Below are 401 nucleotides of genomic sequence, written 5' to 3'. Positions count from 1 at the left end.
GAAGTAGTTCTCCAATAGAATGCGGTTCTTGAGGGTCTGATGCCAACGCTCAATCTTGCCTTGGGTTTGCGGATGATAAGGTGCGCCGCGTGTGTGCGGCATGCCTTTGTCTTCCAAGTATTCGGCCAGTTCGCCGGAGATATAGCAGGGGCCGTTGTCTGACAGCAGACGTGGACGATGAACGACATTAGCCTGATCAAGCCCGGTTTCTTCCAGCGCCTGATTTAACGTGTCCTGCACATCAGATGCGGCCATGCCGGTACAAAGCTTCCAGGTGATGATATACCGACTGTAGTCATCCAGAACGGTCGACAAATAGAACCAACCCCAACCAATAACCTTGAGATACGTGAAGTCAGTCTGCCAAAGCTGGTTGGGTGCCGTCGTCTTATCACGGAACT

Annotated in this window: 1 protein-coding gene; it reads right to left on the bottom strand. The window is 52.1% G+C overall.

Annotated elements, in window-relative coordinates; genetic code table 11:
- The coding region (locus tag Q0859_RS21465) for a DDE-type integrase/transposase/recombinase (RefSeq protein ID WP_299155213.1) at positions 1 to 401 on the bottom strand (401 nt) is incomplete at both ends.

Origin of the sequence: uncultured Tateyamaria sp. (genome assembly GCF_947497045.1) — a bacterium.
GTDB lineage: Bacteria > Pseudomonadota > Alphaproteobacteria > Rhodobacterales > Rhodobacteraceae > Tateyamaria.
The sequence above is the reverse complement of the archived record's forward strand: the minus strand, read 5'-3'. Positions and strand labels throughout refer to the sequence as shown.